At 67.7% G+C, this 19,545-nt stretch carries 20 protein-coding genes; 8 read left to right on the forward strand and 12 right to left on the reverse strand.

Features of this window, described 5'->3' with window-relative positions; genetic code table 11:
• Positions 1–228: 228 nt before the first annotated feature.
• Positions 229–477 carry a hypothetical protein gene (locus ACZ9AQ_RS16805; protein WP_429205601.1) on the forward strand — a complete coding sequence of 83 codons (249 nt, stop codon included), beginning with the start codon at positions 229–231 and terminating at the stop codon, positions 475–477.
• A 39-nt stretch (positions 478–516) separates the two neighbouring features.
• Here ACZ9AQ_RS16805 and ACZ9AQ_RS16810 read toward each other — a convergent pair whose 3' ends face one another.
• Positions 517–2,028, reverse strand: coding sequence for a class I adenylate-forming enzyme family protein (locus ACZ9AQ_RS16810; protein ID WP_429205600.1), 1,512 nt, complete (start codon positions 2,026–2,028; stop codon positions 517–519).
• Positions 2,029–2,214: 186 nt separating this feature from the next.
• Between ACZ9AQ_RS16810 and ACZ9AQ_RS16815 the strand changes: the two genes are divergently transcribed.
• Genes ACZ9AQ_RS16815 through ACZ9AQ_RS16830 form a run of 4 tightly spaced genes read left to right on the forward strand, consistent with a single transcriptional unit; the run spans position 2,215 to position 5,370 of the window.
• Entirely contained in the window at positions 2,215–3,117 is a 903-nt protein-coding gene (locus ACZ9AQ_RS16815) for a formate dehydrogenase accessory sulfurtransferase FdhD (RefSeq protein WP_429205681.1), read from the forward strand.
• Positions 3,118–3,825, forward strand: a complete 708-nt coding sequence (locus ACZ9AQ_RS16820; protein WP_429205599.1) for an ABC transporter permease — start codon at positions 3,118–3,120, stop codon at positions 3,823–3,825.
• A gap of 56 nt (positions 3,826–3,881) precedes the next feature.
• A complete protein-coding gene (locus ACZ9AQ_RS16825) occupies positions 3,882–4,535 on the forward strand; it encodes an energy-coupling factor ABC transporter ATP-binding protein (RefSeq protein WP_429205679.1) in 654 nt (217 codons plus the stop codon).
• Between the two features lie 31 nt (positions 4,536–4,566).
• Complete coding sequence (locus tag ACZ9AQ_RS16830) at positions 4,567–5,370, forward strand: ABC transporter substrate-binding protein (protein WP_429205597.1); 804 nt, start codon at positions 4,567–4,569, stop codon at positions 5,368–5,370.
• A gap of 18 nt (positions 5,371–5,388) precedes the next feature.
• On the opposite strand, the gene ACZ9AQ_RS16835 is transcribed toward ACZ9AQ_RS16830, so the two are convergent.
• The 11 genes from ACZ9AQ_RS16835 to ACZ9AQ_RS16885 all read right to left on the reverse strand — a co-directional run bounded on the left by ACZ9AQ_RS16835 (position 5,389) and on the right by ACZ9AQ_RS16885 (position 17,599).
• A complete protein-coding gene (locus ACZ9AQ_RS16835) occupies positions 5,389–6,366 on the reverse strand; it encodes a zinc ribbon domain-containing protein (protein ID WP_429205596.1) in 978 nt (325 codons plus the stop codon).
• A 124-nt stretch (positions 6,367–6,490) separates the two neighbouring features.
• Positions 6,491–8,905, reverse strand: coding sequence for a catalase (locus tag ACZ9AQ_RS16840; RefSeq protein ID WP_429205595.1), 2,415 nt, complete (start codon positions 8,903–8,905; stop codon positions 6,491–6,493).
• Between the two features lie 424 nt (positions 8,906–9,329).
• The gene (gene rng / locus ACZ9AQ_RS16845; protein WP_429205593.1) at positions 9,330–10,793 is read right to left on the reverse strand and encodes a ribonuclease G; all 1,464 of its coding nucleotides are present in this window, start codon (positions 10,791–10,793) and stop codon (positions 9,330–9,332) included.
• 68 nt (positions 10,794–10,861) lie between these two features.
• Positions 10,862–11,479, reverse strand: a complete 618-nt coding sequence (locus tag ACZ9AQ_RS16850; RefSeq protein ID WP_429205591.1) for a Maf family protein — start codon at positions 11,477–11,479, stop codon at positions 10,862–10,864.
• 28 nt (positions 11,480–11,507) lie between these two features.
• Positions 11,508–11,978: a 23S rRNA (pseudouridine(1915)-N(3))-methyltransferase RlmH gene (rlmH, locus tag ACZ9AQ_RS16855; protein WP_429205589.1), complete on the reverse strand. Its 471-nt coding sequence runs from the start codon at positions 11,976–11,978 to the stop codon at positions 11,508–11,510.
• A gap of 8 nt (positions 11,979–11,986) precedes the next feature.
• Positions 11,987–12,715 carry a ribosome silencing factor gene (gene rsfS / locus ACZ9AQ_RS16860; RefSeq protein ID WP_429205587.1) on the reverse strand — a complete coding sequence of 243 codons (729 nt, stop codon included), beginning with the start codon at positions 12,713–12,715 and terminating at the stop codon, positions 11,987–11,989.
• Positions 12,715–13,401 carry a nicotinate-nucleotide adenylyltransferase gene (locus ACZ9AQ_RS16865; RefSeq protein ID WP_429205586.1) on the reverse strand — a complete coding sequence of 229 codons (687 nt, stop codon included), beginning with the start codon at positions 13,399–13,401 and terminating at the stop codon, positions 12,715–12,717. The genes rsfS and ACZ9AQ_RS16865 overlap by 1 nt, the downstream gene beginning before the upstream one ends.
• Complete coding sequence (gene hemF, locus ACZ9AQ_RS16870; protein WP_429205585.1) at positions 13,398–14,309, reverse strand: oxygen-dependent coproporphyrinogen oxidase; 912 nt, start codon at positions 14,307–14,309, stop codon at positions 13,398–13,400. Before hemF ends, ACZ9AQ_RS16865 begins: the two co-directional genes overlap by 4 nt.
• A 222-nt stretch (positions 14,310–14,531) precedes the next feature.
• Positions 14,532–15,797, reverse strand: a complete 1,266-nt coding sequence (purD, locus tag ACZ9AQ_RS16875; RefSeq protein ID WP_429205583.1) for a phosphoribosylamine--glycine ligase — start codon at positions 15,795–15,797, stop codon at positions 14,532–14,534.
• A 12-nt stretch (positions 15,798–15,809) separates the two neighbouring features.
• Positions 15,810–16,535, reverse strand: a complete 726-nt coding sequence (locus ACZ9AQ_RS16880; protein WP_429205581.1) for a YebC/PmpR family DNA-binding transcriptional regulator — start codon at positions 16,533–16,535, stop codon at positions 15,810–15,812.
• A gap of 248 nt (positions 16,536–16,783) precedes the next feature.
• Positions 16,784–17,599, reverse strand: coding sequence for a copper chaperone (locus tag ACZ9AQ_RS16885; protein ID WP_429205580.1), 816 nt, complete (start codon positions 17,597–17,599; stop codon positions 16,784–16,786).
• A 375-nt stretch (positions 17,600–17,974) separates the two neighbouring features.
• Between ACZ9AQ_RS16885 and ACZ9AQ_RS16890 the strand changes: the two genes are divergently transcribed.
• From ACZ9AQ_RS16890 to ACZ9AQ_RS16900, 3 genes are read left to right on the forward strand one after another with little or no spacing between them, the layout of a single operon-like run.
• Complete coding sequence (locus tag ACZ9AQ_RS16890) at positions 17,975–18,394, forward strand: methylglyoxal synthase (protein WP_429205677.1); 420 nt, start codon at positions 17,975–17,977, stop codon at positions 18,392–18,394.
• A gap of 20 nt (positions 18,395–18,414) precedes the next feature.
• On the forward strand, positions 18,415–19,392 hold the full coding sequence (locus tag ACZ9AQ_RS16895) for a quinone oxidoreductase family protein (protein WP_429205579.1): 978 nt from the start codon (positions 18,415–18,417) through the stop codon (positions 19,390–19,392).
• Complete coding sequence (locus tag ACZ9AQ_RS16900) at positions 19,389–19,541, forward strand: hypothetical protein (protein ID WP_429205577.1); 153 nt, start codon at positions 19,389–19,391, stop codon at positions 19,539–19,541. Before ACZ9AQ_RS16895 ends, ACZ9AQ_RS16900 begins: the two co-directional genes overlap by 4 nt.
• Positions 19,542–19,545: the final 4 nt, after the last annotated feature.

Below are 19,545 nucleotides of genomic sequence, written 5' to 3' on the forward strand. Positions count from 1 at the left end.
ATGTGAGGTAGCCAACACAATTCGGGTTTTTCGGACAAATCCTACTTTCTGTAAGCATTTCTTTATTTACCCTTTATAACTCAAAGACTTACAGCTATTTACGTGCGGCTTGTGACATCCGGGCACTGCCATCAAGCCTTGCCTGAACCGCTTCTGCCCCGTCGGTACGCCGCCGGCCCGCGGTTCGGGCGACAATGCACGCCAGGACAAGATGGAAGGGGATGACGCATGTATATGGTGTACTGGACGGTCGTGGACGAGGAGCTGGGTGAGGAGCAGATGCGGCCGCATTGCCATCCGTTCGATACCAGCGAGATGGTGCAGGCGATGCAGTTCATGGAAGCGCTGCGCGCGCGCCAGCGCGCCGGCGAAGGCGTGCGCTTCGTTACCATGTGCTCCGAGCATCCCGACCTGGTCGGGCATCCCGGCGTGGACGTCACCGGTCCCGGTTACGACTGGAAGAAGCGGCGCAAGTGAAAAAACCTGGGCCATCGCGCCAGTGGCGACAATGCCGCGTCAGGGCAAACGGCTCTTGAGGATCTTGCCGCTCGGCGCGGCCGGCAGCGCGTCCATGAACACGATGCGCGCCGGGCGCTTGTAGGGCGCCAGGCGCGGGCACAGCCAGGCCTGCAGCGCCGCCTCGTCGACCCCGCGCGCCTCGACGAAGGCCATCACTTCTTCGTCGGCCGCCGGCAACGGCCGGCCCACTACCGCCGATTGCACGACCGCCGGGTGCGCGTTCAGCGCCGTCTCGACCTCCACCGGGTAGACGTTAAAGCCCGATCGAATGATCAGCTCGCGCGTGCGGCCGAGCAGGAACAGGGCGCCGTCGGGATCCTGGCGCGCCAGGTCGCCGGTCGCCAGCCAGCCGCCTGGCCGCAGCGCCGCCGCGGTGGCGGCCGGATCGCGGTAGTAGCCGCGCATCCGTCCCGGACCGCGCATCCACAGCTCGCCCGCCTCGCCCGGCGCGACCTCGAGTCCGTCGCGGTTGATGATGCGCACCTCGACGCCGGGAATCGGCGGGCCGACCGCGCTGTCGCTGCGCGGCGCGTCGAGCCGGGTCTGGCTGACGGTCGGGCCGCTTTCGGTCAGGCCATAGCCGTTGTGCAAGGGCAGGCCGAACAAGGCCTCGACCGAGCGCTTGAGGGTGGGGTCGAGCGGCGAGCCGCCGGCGTAGCAAAAGCGCAGGCGCGAAGCAATCGGCGCGGCCAGATCCTCTGCCTGGGCCTGCGCCAGCAGGCGCGCATACATCGCCGGCACACCCTGCACGATGGTCAGTTCGCCCGCGCGGATCAACGCCAGCAGGGCGCCTGCGTCGAAGCGCGGCGCCAGATGCAGGCAGGCTCCCGCATACAGGGTGCCGAGCAGCACCGAGGTCAGGCCGTACACGTGCGAGACCGGCAGAGCGCCCCAGGCACGGTCGCCAGGGGTCAGCCCGCGCAGGCGGCTCGACGTGGCGGCCACGAACAGCAGGCTGGCGTGGCTGAGCATCACGCCCTTGGGCTGGCCGGTGGTGCCGGTGGTATAGACCAGCGCCGCGACCTGGTCGGCGCCGGCATCGACCGGTTCGGGCGCGCAGTTGTCGTCCAGCGGGCCGGCCAGCACGCCAAGGTCGTCCATCTGGCCCTCGCCACTGATGCAGGGCAGGGCGCCGGCGCGCGCCGCGTGCCGCGCGGCGTCCGGTGAATTGCCCGTCACGTAGAGCACGCGGCGCGGGCCGCTGTGCGCCCGGATGGTCTCGAGCTCGCCCTCGCTCAGGCGCGCGTTGACGCTGACGCTCCAGGCGTCGATGGCGGCGGCGGCGAACAGCAGCGCCACCTGGGCCACGCCGTTCTCGGCCACCACCATCACGCGGTCGCCGGGACGCACGCCGAGTTCGCGCAGCAGCGCCGCGCAGGCATCGGCGGCGGCGGCCAGCTGCGCATACGACCATGCGCGGCCGTCCTCGATCAGCGCCGGGTTGTGCGGCGCGTGGGCGGCGCCGTGGCGCAGGATGTCGCTGATGCGGCGAAAGGCGGTGGACTGCATGATGATGAGTAGATCGACAGGGGGCACACTTTATACCGCCTGGCGCGGCGCATCGCAAGTGAACTTGCATAAAGGTAAATGGGTTCAGCCGTGCGCCGCCATCGGAGGTTTATACTGATTTTATGGAACCGGCGACAACCGACAGGAGATAGTGTCTTGGCCAGGAAGGACGCAACCGGCAATATCATGCCCAGCGATGCGCGCCATGGAGCGCCGGCCGGCCGGCCGGTGCTGTCCGAGGCGCGCGCCGTCCTGACCCACGAGGTGCTGGCCATCGACGAGCGTGGACGCCGCTGCGCCATCGCCATTCCCGCCGAGCGAGCGCTGACGCTCTACGTCGACCGGCGCGAGCTGGTCACCCTGATGACCCTGGGCGGCGCGCCCGAGGCGCTGGTGCTGGGCTACCTGCGCAACCAGCGCCTGGTGCGCGCGCTGGACGACATCGTGTCGATCCAGGTCGACTGGTCGGTGGACGCGGTGGCCGTGGTTACCCGCCACGGCATCCAGGACGTCGAAGCGCGCACCGCGAAGAAGGTGGTCACCACCGGCTGCGGCCAGGGCTCGGTGTTCGGCGGCCTGATGGACGAGGTGGACCAGATCGCGCTGCCTGCCGGCGCGCGCCTGGCGCAGTCGGCCGTCTACCGCATCGTCGACACCATCCGCACCCGCCAGTCGGTGTACAAGCAGGCCGGCTCGGTGCACGGCTGCGCGCTGTTCACGCAGCGCGGCGAGCTGCTGTACTTCGTCGAGGACGTGGGCCGCCACAACGCGGTCGACGCCATCGCCGGCCTGATGTGGCTCGACGGCGTCGATGGCGCCGACAAGGTGTTCTATACCACAGGCCGGCTCACTTCCGAGATGGTGATCAAGGGCGCCCAGATGGGCATTCCCTTCCTGCTGTCGCGCTCGGGCACGACGCAGATGGGCCGGATGGTGGCCGAGCGAGTCGGCATGTCGCTGCTGGCGCGCTGCAGCGGACGCCATTTCCTGCTGCTGGCCGGGCACGAACGCCTGGTGTTCGAGCCGCAGCTGCTGGACGTGCCCTACGTCCGTCCCGACCTGCGCGGCGACGACGACCCGCGTGGCTAGATGGGCCTGCTGGACGCCACCGCGCACGCCTTCGCCCTGCTGTTCAGCGGCGACGCGGCGCTGTGGCGCATCGTCTGGGTCTCGATCAAGACCAGCCTGCTGGGCCTGATGCTGGCCACGCCGCCGGCGGTGCTGCTCGGCTACCTGATCGCCATGCACCGCTTCCCGGGGCGCCGCATCGCGGTCTGGCTGGCCCAGGCCGCGCTGTCGCTGCCCACCGTCCTGATCGGCCTGCTGCTCTACCTGATGCTGTCGCGGCGCGGGCCGCTGGGAGGGCTCGAATGGCTGTTCTCGCAGCCGGGCATCGTCCTGGGGCAACTCATCATCGGCCTGCCGGTGCTGCTGGCCTTCACGCTGGCGGCGGTGCAGGCGCTCGACCCGCGCTACGCCGAGACCGCGATCGCCCACGGCGCTTCGCCCGTGGGCGTGATGTTCACCGTGCTGCACGAGGCGCGCTACGGCGTGATGGCGGCCGTGATCAGCGGCTTCGGGCGCGTGATCTCGGAAGTCGGCTGCGCGCTGATGGTGGGCGGGAATATCGAGGGCGAGACGCGCACCATCACCACCGCGATCGCGCTCGAGACCAGCAAGGGCGAGTTCGCCCAGGGCATCGCGCTGGGCATCGTGCTGGTGACCCTGGCGCTGCTCATGAACGGCGTGCTGGTGCTGCTGCAGGGCGAGGCGCACAACCCCGGGGCGCGCCTTTAAGCCCGACCTTGAGCCCGACCGTGAACCCAACCTTGAACCCGACCATGACCCCGACCATGCCCGCGCTGCTCACCGTGCACGGCTTGCGCAAGGCCTACGGCGAGCGCCTGCTGTTCGACATCGCCCGGCTCGACATCGGCAAGGGCAGCGCCTACGTGCTGACCGGCGCCAACGGCGCCGGAAAAAGCACATTGCTGCGCATGCTCGGCGGGCTGGAACGGTGCGACGCCTGCACGGTCGAATTCGAAGGCAGCCGCCTGCCGCTGTATCCGTATCCGCGCCAGCTGAGGCGCGGCATCGTCTACGTGCACCAGCATCCGATCATGTTCTCGACCAGCGTCGGCCACAACATCGCCTATGGCTTACTGGCGCGCGGCGTGAACAGGCAGCAGGTGCGCGGCCTGGTCGACGAGGCGATGGCCTGGGCCGGCGTGCTGCACCTGCGCGACAACGATCCTGCGCGCCTGTCGGGCGGCGAGAAGCAGCGCGTGGCGCTGGCGCGCGCGCGCGTGCTGCAGCCGCGCCTGCTGCTGCTGGACGAACCCACGGCCAACCTCGACGGCGCGGCGCGCGAGCAGGTGATCGGACTGATCCCGACCCTGGTCGGGCAGGGCGCCAGCGTGGTGATGGCCTGCCACGACCGCGACCTGATCAACCTGCCCGGCGTGCGGCGGCTCAAGCTGCGCGAAGGGAAGCTGGAAGTACGATGAAACGCATTCGATGACAACAAGGAGAAAAACCATGCAACGCCGTTCATTACTGGCCGTCCTGCTGTGCGCGACCTTCGCTTCGTCTTCGGCGCTGGCGCAGGAAGTGATCCGCCTGTCGACCACCACCAGCACCGAGAACTCGGGCCTGCTCAAGCACCTGCTGCCGGTGTTCGAAGCCAAAACGAACACCAGGGTCCGCGTGATCGCGGTCGGCAGCGGCAAGGCGCTCGAACTGGCCAGGAACGGCGATGTCGACGTGACCCTGGTCCATGCGCGCGAGATGGAAGACAAATTCGTCGAGGAAGGCTGGGGCGTCGACCGGCGCGACGTGATGTACAACGACTTCGTCGTGGTCGGCCCCCGGTCCGATCCGGCCCGCATCCAGGGATCGAAGGACGTGATCGACGCCTTCAGGCGCATCGCGGGCGCGGGCGTCAGGTTCATCTCGCGCGGCGACAACTCGGGCACCGACGTGATGGAAAAGGCCTACTGGCAGCGCGCCGGCGTCAAGCCGCGGGGCGCCAACTACGTGTCGGCAGGCCTGGGCATGGGAGAGGTGCTGAACATGGCCGCCGAGATGCGCGCCTACACGCTGACCGACCGCGCGACCTACTCCGCCTACAAGGCCAGAACCGGACTGGCGATCGTGGTCGAAGGCGACAAGCGCATGGTCAACCCCTACGGCATCATCGCGGTCAATCCGGCCAGGCATGCGGGGGTGAATTACAAGGGCGCGAAACGGCTGATCGAGTGGATCACCTCGCCCGAAGGACAAGCGCGCATCGCCTCGTTCAGGCCGGGCGGGGAGCAGCTGTTCTTCGCGCCGCCGCGCTGACCCCGACCGCCCGATCCTTCAGCGCGAAGGGTCGTTCATGCCGGTCAGGCTGACCACCTGGCCGTCCTCGAGCACGACCCCATTCTCGAGCACGAACGTCGAGGCGCCGCTGACGTCCGGCAGTTCGAGCGCGATCGTGTCGCCGCGCTGCACGAAGCTGCCGCGCGCCGCGCAGGTGCCGAACATCGGCGTCGGCCTGACGCCGGACGCATCGGCCAGCAGGAAGAAGAACAGGGTCTCGCAGCCGGCGCCACGGCCGCCGCTGCTGGCCATCAGGATCGCCTCTTTGCCGCCCGACAGCGCAAAGCTGCGCAGCGGGAACTGCCAGCCGGCGTCTTCGCCGCTGAACAAGACCCTGCCGCCCAGGGTGACGGCGCGGCTGCCGTCGGCATTCGTGCGGCGGTCGAGCAGGCCGGCGACGGTCGACAGCGAGGCCGGCAGGTCGTCGGCCTTGCTGTCGACGATGCCGCGCGCGGTCACGGCGGCGTCGTTCGCGCGCGCCGGCGCCTCGTCCTGGTCGCGCTGCGCCGTGACGGCGCGGCCGGCCTCGTCGACGTCGGGCGCGAGCATGGCCGCCAGCACGGCCAGGACGATGGCGGCGATCGTGATGCCGATCCCCCATTGCGACCATTTTCTCTGGACGCGGTTGAAGTGTTCCAGGCTGTCCCACTGCTTGTTCTTCCAGGCCATCTCGCGTCCCTTGAAGCCGAGCCAGAGCGCCATGATCCAGCCGACGTAGGGCACCATCGCCAGCAGCCCGATCCAGCTGCGGTTGCCGATCGCCCAGATCCAGTTGAGCAGGAAGGCGCCCCAGCTCCAGCCTTTGACGCCATCCGGAATGCTGCCGGGAGTGCCGCCGGGAATGCCGTCATCCGACTGCGGCGCGGACGCGCCGGGCTTGTCCAGGTTGACCGGGGCCGTGCCGGCGGCCTTGCCGCATACGGAGCAAAAGGCGGCGTCGGGCGCCATCTGCGCGCCGCAATGTGAACAGAGCATCGAAGTCCTTCTGGTTGAAAAACGGAAGCGGAAAAAAAACGGCGCCGCGAACTGCGCGGCGCCGCTGGACGATTATAACGATCGTCGCAGGCAGGAATCTAACTTATTCCCACCGTGGTAGTGGTCAGACGGATGGCGGATCGGTCTCGCGCGCGAACACGCGATGGCCGGCCAGCGCCGTCTTGAAGGCGTCCAGCGCCGCGTCGGCATTGGCCGGGTCGCCCAGGACCAGGCCCGGATCGGCCGAACCGTCCGGCAGCTTCTGCGGGATCATGGCTTTCGCCAGCAGGTTCGAGCCCGAGCCGTAGGCCAGGATCGGCTTGCCGTGGCGGTACTGCTCGCGCAGGAATTCCTGCACCTGGGCATTTTTCGCCAGCGCCTCGACCGCCGCGTCGCCGTCCGGCACGATCACGGCGTCGTACATCACCGACGGTCCGGCCTCGACCGAGATTTCAACGTCGATCGGGTCGCCGTCGCGCGCCGTCACCTTGCCCAGCATATTGCCGACCATGCGCGGTACGGCGCCGTCCTTGAGCAGGCTCGCGTACTGCTTCTTGACCGCCTTGTCGTCCACACCGCTCGCGATCAGGACCGCGACGCGGCGGCCCTTGATGCCGGTCTGGCCGGGACGGCTCAGCAGCGACAGGGAGGGCGAGGGCGGGTAGGTCGGGATCGGTGCATCGGTCGCCAGCGGCAGCGGTTCCGGCACCTCCAGTCCCAGGCCCTCGGCCACGCGCGCCACCAGGGTCGCGTCGACGTTGGCCAGCAGGGCCAGCGTGCGAATGCGCACGGCCGGCGTCTGCACCCGGGTCAGCTCGAAGCGGAAGGCGTTCACGATGTGGTTCTGCTCGGCCGGCGTCTGGCTTTGCCAGAACAGGGTCGCCTGCGAGTAGTGGTCGGCGAACAGCTCGGGCTTGCCGCGCACCTTGTCTTCGCTGACGATGCGTTCCGGGAAGCTGGTGAAGCCCGCCTTCCCGGCCTGGAACGGCGCGCCGCCGCCCAGCGAATTCGGTTCGTAGTTCACGCGGCCGCGGTTGATCGCCTGGCGGTGGAAGCCGTCGCGCTGGTTGTTCTGGATCTGGACGATCGGCGAGTTGATCGGGATCTCGTGGAAGTTCGGGCCGCCCAGGCGCGTCAGCTGGGTATCCTGGTAGGAGAAGTTACGGCCCTGCAGCAGCGGATCGTTGGAAAAGTCGATGCCCGGCACCACGTGCGAGGTGCAGAACGCCACCTGCTCGGTCTCGGCGAAGAAGTTGTCCGGGTTGCGGTCCAGCACCATCTTGCCCACCGGCGTGAGCGGCACCAGCTCTTCCGGCACGATCTTGGTCGGGTCCAGCACGTCGAACGGGAAGCTGGCGGCCTGCTCTTCGGTGAAGATCTGCAGGCCCAGTTCCCATTCAGGGAAGTTGCCGGCTTCGATCGCCTCCCACAGGTCGCGTCGGTGGAAGTCGGGATCGGCGCCCGAGATGCGCACCGCTTCGTCCCATACCAGCGAATGGGTGCCCTGCAGCGGGGTCCAGTGGAACTTGACGAAGCGCGCTTCGCCCTGGGCGTTGATCAGGCGGAAGGTATGCACGCCGAAGCCCTGCATGGTGCGGTAGCTGCGCGGGATGGCGCGGTCCGACATCGTCCACAACAGCATGTGCGCGATCTCGGGCGAGAGCGAAGCGAAGTCCCAGAAGGTGTCGTGGGCGGTGGCCGCCTGCGGCATCGCGTGGTGTGGTTCCGGCTTGGCCGCGTGCACCAGGTCGGGGAACTTCATCGCGTCCTGGATGAAGAACACGGGAATGTTGTTGCCCACCAGGTCCCAGTTGCCTTCCTCGGTATAGAACTTGACCGCGAAGCCGCGCACGTCGCGCGCGGTGTCGGTCGAGCCGCGTTCGCCGGCCACGGTCGAGAAGCGCAGGAACACCGGGGTGCGCTTGCCCTTCTTCGAGAACGGCACCGCGCGGGTGAGCTTGCCGAAGTCGTCATACGACTCGAAGTAGCCATGGGCGGCCGAGCCGCGCGCATGCACCACGCGCTCGGGGATGCGCTCGTGGTCGAAGTGGCTGATCTTCTCGCGCAGGATGAAGTCTTCCAGCAGGGTCGGGCCGCGCAGGCCGGCCTTGAGCGAATGCTGGTTGTCGGCCACCGGCACGCCCTGGTTGGTGGTCAGGTGGCGCTTGGCCGGATCGACGCGCACGCGGTCGAGCGGGTCGGTGGTCGGGTTTTCGCCCTTCGGCGGATTGCCGTCGCCCACCTTGTCGCCCGCGATGATCTCGCTGGCGGTGCTGCCGGTGGCGGCGTGCGTGGACGGCTTGAACTGCTCGCCTTCAGTCGGCGTGCGCGCGGCCTCGCCGTACTCGCTGGCCTTGGTCGCATTGTAAGGACGGTCGGCTGCCAGTTCCTGCTCGGATGGGATCTTGTCGAGCAGGCGGTCGGCGACCGGGTTGCTGACACCCAGGCTTTTCGGTGGATTGGCGTCCGATGGGCCGCCCACGGTGCTCAGGATGGAACCGGCGCCGTCGACCGGGCTGGAATGGTTGGAAGTGGTCATCCTTGTCCTCGCTGTTTATAGGGTTATGAAATAACCTCAACAACATAGCCCAGCACGAAAGCCTGGCTCTGTGAGATGACACACACAATGCAATAAATGCATCAAATTATTTCTATCAGCTTGATAGGCGCTCTTTATCGTAAACACGATCGACGAACACCCGCACCTGAATCCGGCACAGCCATTTGACGTGGCGCGAACCCGGTGCGCAGGTCGTCGGCGGACAGCAGCGCCGGCGGACCCTCGCCATGGGGCAAGGGCTGACCGTCAAGGGCGAGGTCAACAGCGAGGGAGCAGGCGAGAGAGAAGGAGAACTTCGGCAGGATCGGGTGGAGCAGGCGGTGCATGGGTATCCTCTTCAGTGAGTCGTCGCGTAGTGAACCACGCGGACCCTGCCGAATCGGATGCCCTCCAGCGGCCGGACCTACATCAGGATCACGTCGTATTGTTCCTGGTGATACCCTTTTTCCACCTGCAGCGTGATGCGCTTGCCGATGAAGTCGCCCAGCATGGCGAGATGCTGCGATTCTTCTTCCAGGAACAGGTCGACCACCTCCTGCGAGGCGACGATGCGGAATTCGCGCGGGTTGAACTGCTTGGCTTCGCGCAGCAGTTCGCGCAGGATCTCGTAGCAGATCGTACGGCTGGTTTTCACCTGGCCCTTGCCCGAGCAGGCCGGGCAGGGCTCGCACAGGATATGGGCCAGCGATTCGCGGGTGCGCTTCCTCGTCATCTCGACCAGGCCCAGCGCCGAGAAGCTGCTCACCGAGACCTTGGTGCGGTCGCGCGCCAGGGTCTTCTTGAGCTCGGCCAGCACCGCGTTGCGGTGCTCGTTGTTCTCCATGTCGATGAAGTCGAGGATGATGATGCCGCCCAGGTTGCGCAGGCGCAGCTGGCGCGCGATGGCGTGCGCCGCCTCCAGGTTGGTCTTGAAAATCGTGTCGGCGAAATTGCGTCCGCCGACGTAGCCGCCGGTGTTGACGTCGATGGTCGTCATCGCCTCGGTCTGGTCGACGATCAGGTAGCCGCCCGATTTCAGGTCCACGCGCCGGCCCAGCGCGCGCAGGATTTCCTCTTCCACGCCGTACAGGTCGAACAGCGGCCGCTCGCCGGTGTAGTGCGTCAGGCGCGACAGCACGCTCGGGGTGTAGACCTGGGCGAATTCGGCCAGCTTGAGGAAGTTCTCGCGCGAGTCGACCTGGATGGTGGCCGTCTCGTCGTGCACGAAGTCGCGCAGCACGCGCTGGGCCAGGCTCAGGTCCTGGTACAGCAGGGTGGTGGGCGGCAGGGTGCGCGCGCCCTGCACGATGGCGCCCCAGGTCTTGCGCAGGTAGTCGACGTCGGCGGCGATGTCGTCGCTCGAGGCTTCCTCGGCCATTGTGCGCACGATGTAGCCGCCCTTTTCCTCGGCCGGCAGCAGGCCTTGCAGATGCGCGCGCAAGCGTTCGCGCTCGGCTTCCTTTTCGATCTTCTGCGAGATGCCGATGTGGTGGTCTTGCGGCAGATACACCAGCATGCGGCCGGCGATCGAGATCTGGGTGGAGAGGCGCGCGCCCTTGGTGCCGATCGGGTCCTTGATGACCTGCACGGTCAGCACCTGGCCGTCGAACAGCAGTTTTTCGATCGGAGTGGGCGGGGCGTTGCCGCCGTCGTGGCTGCGGGCTTCCCAGATGTCGGCCACGTGCAGGAAGGCGGCGCGCTCCAGGCCGATGTCGATGAAGGCCGACTGCATGCCCGGCAGCACGCGCACCACCTTGCCCAGATAGACGTTCCCCGCCAACCCGCGCGTGAGCGTGCGCTCGATGTGCAGCTCCTGTACCGCGCCCTGCAGGACCAGCGCCACGCGCGTTTCCTGCGGTGTGATGTTGATGAGGATGTCTTCGTTCATGGATCCTGCCGTGCGTATTGTTCAGGAGGACATGATACACGCGCCGGCCCTGCGGCCGAAGCGGTGAATCAGATCGCCAGGCCCGCCTTGCGCAGCAAGTTGGCGGTCTCGAACAGCGGCAAACCCATGATGCCCGAATGGCTGCCCTCGATGTGCTCGATGAACAGCGCCGCCGGTCCCTGGATGCCGTAGCCGCCGGCCTTGTCATAGGGCTCCAGGGTGGCGCAATACGCCCTGATCTGGGCCGGGCTGAGGGTGGCGAAGCGCACGTTCGACACTTGCGTGACCTGCTCGGCCACGTGCTGGGAATGCACGGCCACCGAGGTCAGCACCTGGTGGGTGCGCCCCGACAGGCGCTCCAGCATGGCGACCGCTTCTCGGTTATCCGCCGGCTTGCCGAGGATGTCGCCGTCGATGGTGACGGTGGTGTCGGCGGTCAGGACCGGGCGCAGCGGCTGGCGCCGCTGCAGCAGGATGTTGAAGGCGAAAGCGCCCTTGGCCCTGGCCACGCGCGCCACGTAATCGTGGACGTCTTCGCCCGGCAGCACGTCCTCGCTGACGTCGACCGCGCGGCCCGGGTCGCTGCGCAGCAGCATCAATTCGAAGTCGACCCCGATCTGGCGCAGCAGTTCGCGCCGGCGCGGGCTCTTGGATGCGAGGTAGATTTTGTTGTGCTGGTTTTTCATCGCTGTTCTTGTTCTGGGTGGGGCCCGCTCAGACCCGGTGGTACGGATGGTTCTGGGTGATCGACCAGGCGCGGTACAGCTGTTCCGCCAGCATGACCCGGACGATTCCGTGCGGCAGGGTCATGCTGGAGATGCGGATCAGCCCTTCGGCGCGCGCCTTCAGTTCGGGATCGAGGCCGTCGGCCCCGCCGATCAGGAAGGCGGTGTCGCGGCCGTCGCGCTGCCAGGTTTCCAGTTGCTGGGACAAGGCGACGCTGGTCAGGTCCTTGCCGCGTTCGTCCAGGGCGACGATGCGCACGCCCTTCGGCAGGGCCGCCTCGATGCGCTCGCGCTCGAGCGCCATCGCGGTGGCGGCGGTCTTGCTGCCGGAACGCTCGACCGGCTTGATCTCCCTGAGCACGATGCGCAGCTCGGGCGGCATGCGCTTCGTATACTCGGTGAAGCCGGACTCGATCCAGGCCGGCATCTTGTGACCGACCGCGGCAATAATCAACTGCATGTGGACCCTTACTCGGCGTCCTTCTTGATGCGGCGGATCACCTTCTTGACCGGCGCATCGGCGGCCGGGGCGGCCTTCGGCGCAGCCGCCTTGCTCACGCGCTTCGGCGGCTTGGCCTTGGTCGCTTCGACGGCGGCGACTTCGGTCTTGCTCGGTGCGACCTTCACGGTCTTGCCGGTCGGGACCGCCTTGGCGGCGGTCTTCTTGACGGCCGCTTTCTTGGCAGCAGGCTTGGCGGCGGTGTCGGTCGCCGCAACGGCCTTGGTCGCGCGCTTGGCGGCCGGCTTGCGTTCGTTGACCGGCTTGGCTTCTTCTTGCGCCTGGTTGGCGGCCAGGTGCTTCGACTTCGGCTTGGCGGCCTCGGCTTCGAGGCCTTCGACGGTCGACTTGCGCTTGGCGGCGCCCAGCTTGACCGGCTTCTCGCCCCAGATTTCCTCGAGGCGGTAGTATTGGCGGATGGCCGGCTGCATGATGTGGACGATCATGTCGCCCAGGTCGACCAGCACCCATTCGCCGGTGTCTTCGCCCTCCATGCCGATCACGTCGCCACCCGCCGCCTTGACCTTGTCGCGCACCGAGGCGGCCAGCGCCTTGGTCTGGCGGTTCGACGTACCCGAGACCACCGCGATGCGGTCGAACAGGCTGGTCAGGTGGGTCGTGTCGAACAGGACGATGTCCTGCCCTTTCACGTCTTCCAGGGCGTCGACGACGAGGGTTTGCAGTTTCTTGATATCCATTAGTTTTTGTACAGGTTATGTTGTTGAATATAGTCTAGCACTTGCGCCATCCCAAGCGCGCTTGCATCTGCGCCCGATTGCAAGGCCGCGCGCAGCTGGCTGGACGAGAGGTCCACGTCCAGTGTCGGCGCAAGACAGACTTTTCCGTGCGCACTCAGGCGCACGGTGTCGGGTGTCGCCAGCCGCGTCGACAGTTCTTGGGCCACCGCCGGCGGCAAGGCTTCCTGCGCCAGCTCGTAGCCGGGACGCGTCGCCACGCCCAGGTTGGCCAGCGCGAACAATTCGCGCCACTCGTTCCAGCTGTCGAGCTTGCGCAACTGGTCGGCCCCCATCAGGAACACGATCGAGGCGCGCGGACCGAGCTCCCGGCGCAGCGCGCGCAGGGTCTCGACCGTATACGTTGGCGTGTTACGTTCGATTTCCTGCAGGTCGATCGTGACCGGCAGGGCGGCGCCGTTCAAGGGCGCGAAGGCCAGCTCGAGCATCGCGACGCGGTCGGCGTCGCTGGCCGCGAGGCCGTTCTTCTGCCACGGCTGGCCGGCGGGCAGGATGCGCAGCGCGTCCGGCCGCAACAGGCCGGCGAACAGCCGCGCCAGCGCGACGTGGCCCTGGTGCACGGGATCGAAGCTGCCGCCCAGGACGGCGATGCAGCGGTTGCGTTCCGGCGCGCTCCTGGTGCCGGTCACGGCGCCAGCCAGTCCCGGTGCACCAGGAAGTCGGAATACAGCCGTGCCTCCGGGCTGCCGGGTTCGGGATGCCAGTCGTAGCGCCATTTGACGATCGGCGGCATCGACATCAGGATCGCTTCGGTCCGTCCGCCGGACTGCAGGCCGAACAGGGTGCCGCGGTCCCACACCAGGTTGAACTCGACGTAGCGGCCGCGCCGGTAGGCCTGGAAGTCGCGCTCGCGCTCGCCATACGGCAGGTCCTTGCGGCGCTGCAGGATCGGCAGGTAGGCGTCCAGGAAGCGCTCGCCGACGGCCCGCACCATGGCGTACGATTGCTCGAAGCCGAGTTCGTTGAAATCGTCGAAGAAGATGCCGCCGACGCCGCGTGGTTCCTTGCGGTGCTTCAGGTAGAAGTAGTCGTCGCACCAGGCCTTGAAGCGCGGATGCAGTTCGGCGCCGAACGGCGCCAGCGCATCGTGGCAGGCCTGGTGGAAGTGGCGCGCATCCTCGACGTCGCCGTAATACGGGGTCAGGTCCATGCCGCCGCCGAACCACCAGACCGGGTCCTTGCCGGGCGCCGTCGCCTCGAAGAAGCGCACGTTCATGTGCACCGTCGGGGCGTAGGGGTTACGCGGATGCAGCACCAGCGACACGCCCATCGCTTCCCAGGCGCGGCCGGCCAGCTCCGGGCGTACGGCGGTGGCCGACGGCGGCAGGGCGGCGCCGCGCACGTGTGAGAAGTTCACGCCGCCGCGTTCGAACACATGGCCTTCCTCGACCAGGCGCGAGACGCCGCCGCCGCCTTCGGGGCGCTGCCACTCTTCGCGCAGGAACGGTTTGCCGTCGACCTGCTCGAGACCGTGGACGATGCGCTCCTGGAGCGCGAGCAGCCAGGCCTTGACGGCGGCGGGATTGGGGGATGACATGATGAACGACTGAAATGAAAAAGTGGGCCGATTGTACACCGGCCCACCGGATGTCTCTATCTGGCGTTGGTTCGGGGCTTGGAGCCTGCCGGGGCAGGCTCGCAAGAGCCTACTCAGGGGCGGCTCGTAAGGGCCTTCCGAGGGCGGCCCGTAAAAGCCTTCCGAGGGCGGCTCGTAAAAGCCTTCTGAGGGCGGCTCGTAAAAGCCTTCTGAGGGCGGCTTTTACTTAACGCCGCGCCAGCCAATGTCGCGCCGGTACTGCGCGCCATTGAAGTGGATCTTCTCGACCGTTTCATACGCCCGCTTCTGCGCCATCTTGACGCTGTCGCCCAGGCCCACCACGCACAGCACGCGCCCGCCGTTGGTCTGCAGCTTGCCGTCCACGAGTCTGGTACCGGCATGGAAGGTGACGCATTCCGGCGCTTCCGGCGGGATGCCGTCGATGACGTCGCCCTTGCGCGGGCTGTCCGGGTAGCCGGCAGCCGCCATCACGACGCCCACGGCGGTGCGGCGGTCCCATTCCAGCTCGACCGTGTCGAGGGTGCCGTTGCAGGCGTGTTCCAGGACGGTGGCGAAGTCGCTCTTCAGGCGCGCCATGATCGGCTGGGTTTCCGGGTCGCCCATGCGGCAGTTGAACTCGAGCGTGCGCGGGTTGCCGTCGGCATCGATCATCAGGCCGGCGTACAGGAAGCCGGTGAACGGGATGCCGTCGCGCGCCATGCCCTGGATGGTCGGGTTGATAATCTCGCGCATCACGCGCGCATGCATCGACGGCGTCACGATCGGCGCCGGCGAATAGGCGCCCATGCCGCCCGTGTTCGGGCCCTGGTCGGCGTCCTTCAGGCGCTTGTGGTCCTGGCTGGTGGCCAGCGCCAGCACGTTCCTGCCGTCGCACATGACGATGAAGCTGGCTTCCTCGCCGGCCAGGAATTCTTCGATCACGATGCGGGCGCCGGCGTCGCCGAAGGCGTTATCGGACAGCATGTGGTCGACCGCAGCGTGGGCTTCGTCCAGCGACATCGCGACCACCACGCCCTTGCCGGCCGCCAGGCCGTCGGCCTTGATCACGATCGGCGCGCCGTTGGCGTCGATGTAGGCGTGGGCCGCGGCGGCGCTCGAGAAGGTCTCGTACTTCGCGGTCGGGATGCCGTGGCGGTGCATGAAGGCCTTGGCGAAATCCTTCGAACTCTCGAGCTGGGCCGCCTCGCGGGTGGGGCCGAAGATCTTGAGGCCGCGCGAGCGGAACAGGTTGACGATGCCGGCCGCCAGCGGCGCTTCCGGGCCGACCAGGGTCAGGGCCACGCCTTCACGCACCACGAAATCGGCCAGCGCCTCCGGGTCAAGCAGGTCGACCGTCACCAGGCGCGCATCGAGCGCGGTGCCGCCGTTGCCGGGCGCGACGAAGACCGTCTGGATGCGTTCCGATTGGGCCAGTTTCCACGCCAGCGCGTGTTCGCGGCCGCCCGAGCCGACTACGAGGATTTTCATATTCTCTACCAATTATTCTTCAATCACGGCGTTGGTGAAGACTTCCTGGACATCGTCCAGGTTTTCCAGCGCGTCGAGGAGTTTCTGCATCTTGGCCGCGTCCTCGCCCGTGAACACGGTCTCGGTGGCGGGCTTCATGATGACTTCGGCCACTTCGGCCTTGAAGCCGGCGGACGCCAACGCTTCTTTCACGGCGGAGAAGGCGTGCGGATCGCACAGCACTTCGAAGCCGCCTTCTTCGTCGGCCATGACGTCGTCGGCGCCGGCTTCGAGCGCGGCTTCCATCAGCTTGTCTTCGTCGACGCCCGGCGCGAACAGGAACTGGCCGGTGTGCTTGAACATGAAGGCGACCGAGCCTTCGGTGCCCATATTGCCACCGAATTTGCTGAAGGCATGGCGCACTTCGGCCACGGTGCGCACGCGGTTGTCGGTCAGGCAATCGACGATGATCGCCGCGCCGCCGATGCCATAGCCTTCGTAGCGCACTTCTTCGTAGTTGACGCCTTCGAGCTCGCCCGAGCCTCGCTGGATCGCACGGGTGACGTTATCCTTCGGCATATTCGCGTCCGCGGCCTTCTCGACCGCCAGGCGCAGGCGCGGGTTGGAAGCGATGTCGCTCCCGCCCATGCGCGCGGCCACGGTGATCTCCTTGATCAGGCGCGTCCAGATCTTGCCGCGCTTGGCGTCGGTAGCGGCTTTCTTATGCTTGATATTGGCCCATTTGCTGTGTCCAGCCATGTCGAGAATTCCTTAGACGGTATGCAAGAGTGGCCGATATTCTAGCATAGGCACCCCTTGCAAACTCGCCCATGGGCACGTCGAAAACCTGCTGCGCGTTGCATTTTTGGTCGCGCCGCGCAGGTCTGCGGTGCTCGCTGTACGCTGGTATGGCCGCGCTTCTCGACCTGCGCGGCCCGACCTGCGCGGCCCGACCTGCGCGGCCCGACCGAAACTGCTGCCGCTCGCGACGGTATTCCGAGGTGTCCCTAGGGAAACAGCATCCGGGTCCCCAGGGCGAGCAGCGCCAGGCCGCCCGCACAGGCGATCCAGTGGCCGCTGGCGAGGCGGATCTCGGCCAGCACGAACAGGCCGACGACGGCGATCGCGGCCGGGTTGTCCGGGCCGGCGGCCAGCAGCAGGAGCATCAGGAGCCAGCAACAGCCCAGGCACTGGCGGGCGTGGGCTGCGCCGCGCCCGAACGCGCCGGCCAGGCCGTCGCGCCAGCCAGCCAGGATGCCGGGCAGGGGCGCCCGGCAGTGTTCGAGGCAGGCATGCTTGGCGGGTGTCCACTGGTAGACGCCGGCCGCCACCATGGCCAGGCCGAGCAGGAGCGGGTGGCGCACGGCGCCGCCGTGGTCGGATTCGTGCAGCGTCCATTGGGCGATCGCGGCCAGCAGCGCGAAACCGGTCCAGGCGCCCAGGTAGCCGAGCACGAACAGCGTGGTGCGCAGGCGCGCGCGCTGGGCGGCGCGCTTCCCGGCGATGTGCGCGAACAGCACCGTGGCGCGGCTGGCCAGCGGCAGCATCAGGGCGGTGCACAGGCCGGCCCAGGTCAGGAAGACCAGCGCCAGCTGGCCGGCCTGGGAGGCGAGAAAGGGCGCGGCCATGGCGGCCGTGGCCGCGCCGGCTGCGCCGGCGCCGCGCGCGGCGCCGGCCGCCGCGCTCGCGGCAAAGGGCTGGCCGCTGAGCACCAGGCCGCCCAGCACGAGGCCAGCCCAGCACAGGCTGGCCAGCAGCGATACGACGATCAGGACCAGCAGCAGAAAACGCTCGCGGCGCGCTTCGGCGTCACGCAGCTTCATTGCGATGCTCCCGGCGGGCCCGTGCGCGCTGTCTTCCAGGTCATGATTGGATTCTCCTTTTGGTCGAGATACATGGTTTCGACCGTGCGCGCATCGACCCCGTTCGACGGGCGCGGCCGGATGCGCCTTGACGCCGAGGCCGCCGTCGCCGGATTAACCGTTGCGTTGACGCCAGCGGTGCAACTCCCTTACCACACGCGCGATGCCACATCGCCGCAATCGACCGGTCGCGGCGCCGAACTTCGGCGCCGCCGCCACGGTCTCGCACTGATCTTGATCTTCTTCAGAACGCGACGGCGCCATCAGTTATATGACCGCGTGGTCGAATGCGGTATTCTTATGAGCGTCCCGACCACGCCAGATGCCGCCCACGACATGACCATCCCGATTCCGACCGCCGCCGCACCGAACATGCCTCGCATCGCGCTGATCGCGCACGACAAGAAGAAGGACGACATGATCTCGCTCGCCGCCGAGTACCGCGCGTTCCTGCAGGGCTGCGCCTTGTCGGCCACCGGCACCACCGGCGGGCGCCTGATCAACGAGCTGGGCCTGAACGTCGAGCGCAAGCATTCGGGGCCGGTCGGCGGCGACCTGCAGATCGGTTCCCTGCTGGTCGACGGCCTGATCGATTGCGTGATCTTCCTGCGCGACCCGATGACGCCGCAGCCGCACGAACCCGACATCAACGCCCTGGTGCGCGCCTGCGACGTGCACAACATCCCGTGCGCGACCAACGTCTCGACCGCGCGCCTGGTGCTGTCGCAACTGATGGGCGCGCGCAGCGCCGCTTGACCCACCCGACAGGAGAAACCATGCTCGCCAAAGCGATCCGGATCGCCGCCACCGGCGGCCCAGAAGTGATGGAATACGTCGACGTCGAGGCGCCGGCGCCCGGGCCGGGCGAGGCGCGCATCGTCCAGCACGCGATCGGCCTGAACTTCATCGACGTGTATTTCCGCACTGGCCTGTATCCGCAGCTGCTGCCCGGTTTTCTCGGCAAGGAAGGCGCGGGCGTGGTCGAGGCGGTGGGCGAGGGCGTCACCCACGTGCGGCCGGGCGACCGCGTGGCCTATGCCGGCGGGCCGCTCGGCGCCTATGCCAGCGTGCGCACCATGCCGGCCCGCTTCCTGGTCAAACTGCCCGACGCGATCGGCTTCGAGACCGCGGCCGCCATGATGCTGCAGGGCCTGACGGTGCAATACCTGCTGCGCCAGACTTATCCGGTCAAGGCCGGCGACACGGTCCTGTTCCACGCCGCGGCCGGCGGCGTCGGCCTGATTGCCTGCCAGTGGGCGCGCGCGCTCGGCGTGCGCCTGATCGGCACCGTGGGGTCAACGGAAAAAGGCGCGCTGGCGCTGCGCCACGGTGCGGCCCACGTCATCAATTACAACACCGAGGACATCGTGGCGCGCGTGCGCGAGCTCACCGGGGGCGAGGGCGTGCCGGTGGTGTACGACTCGGTGGGCAAGGACACCTTCACCGCCTCGCTCGATTGCCTGCGCCGGCGCGGCCTGATGGTCAGCTTCGGCAACGCCTCGGGCGCGGTGGAGCCGTTCGCGCCGAGCGAGCTGGCGCGGCGCGGCTCGCTGTTCCTGACCCGGCCGACCCTGTTCGACTACATGAGCACCCAGGAAGAGCAAGAGGCGATGACGGCCGAGCTGTTCGACATGGTCGGCAGCGGCAGGGTCACGGTCGAGGTGCACCAGACCTTTTCCCTGGCCGAGGCGGGCAAGGCGCACCGCGCGCTGGAAGCGCGCCGCACGACCGGTTCGACGGTGCTGCTGCCATGAGGGACACGCGCGATGACGAGCCGCGGCCGCCGTCCGCGCCGCCGTCCGGCGACGGCGCGCCGAAGTTCGGGCGCCTGCTGATCGTGCTGGTCCTGGCCATGCTGGTGGTGGTGGCGCTCACTTTCGGCTCCGAAGCCTATTTCACCTGAGTCC

The sequence above is a fragment of the Massilia sp. UYP34 genome (genome assembly GCF_056279385.1).